The 595-nt window shown below is 70.8% G+C and carries 1 protein-coding gene; it reads left to right on the top strand.

The genetic code is table 11. The annotated features are described in order from the left end of the window. On the top strand, positions 1-595 hold a 595-nt coding region (locus tag AQJ46_RS51265), incomplete at both ends, for a condensation domain-containing protein (protein WP_159064301.1).

Genomic DNA, 595 nt, shown 5'->3' with positions numbered 1-595 from the left:
GGACGTCGAGCTCTCACTGCGGGCCCTCTTCGAGGCCCGCACCCCCGCTGCCCTCGCCACCCGCCTGACCGGCGCCGACGAGGCGCGGACCCCGCTGACCGCCAGGAAGCGGCCGGAACGCCTGCCGCTCTCCTTCGCGCAGCAGCGCCTGTGGTTCATCGGCCAGCTCGAAGGCCCCGGCGCCACCTACAACAGCTCCGTCCGAATGCACCTGTCCGGGGAGGTCGACAAGCAGGCCCTCTCGGCCGCCCTGCGGGACGTCCTGCAACGGCACGAGGTGCTGCGCACGGTCTTCGCGACCGCTGACGGCGAGCCTTATCAGCGCATCCTCACCATGGAGGAACTGGACTGGCAGCTGCACACCCTCGACATCGACGAACCGGACCCCGGGAGCGGGACAGTCCGGGCGACCGACTACGCCTTCGACCTCGGGGTGGACATCCCGATCCGCGCCTGGCTCTCCACGGCTACGCCGGAGTCGCACGAACTGGTGCTGGTGGTGCATCACATCGCATGGGACGGCTGGTCGATGGCACCGCTGTCCCGGGACATCGCCGCCGCCTATGCGGCGCGGCTGGCCGGTGAGGCTCCCCTA

It is taken from the genome of Streptomyces canus, assembly GCF_001514145.1.
Classification (GTDB): domain Bacteria; phylum Actinomycetota; class Actinomycetes; order Streptomycetales; family Streptomycetaceae; genus Streptomyces; species Streptomyces canus.
The sequence above is the reverse complement of the archived record's forward strand: the minus strand, read 5'-3'. Positions and strand labels throughout refer to the sequence as shown.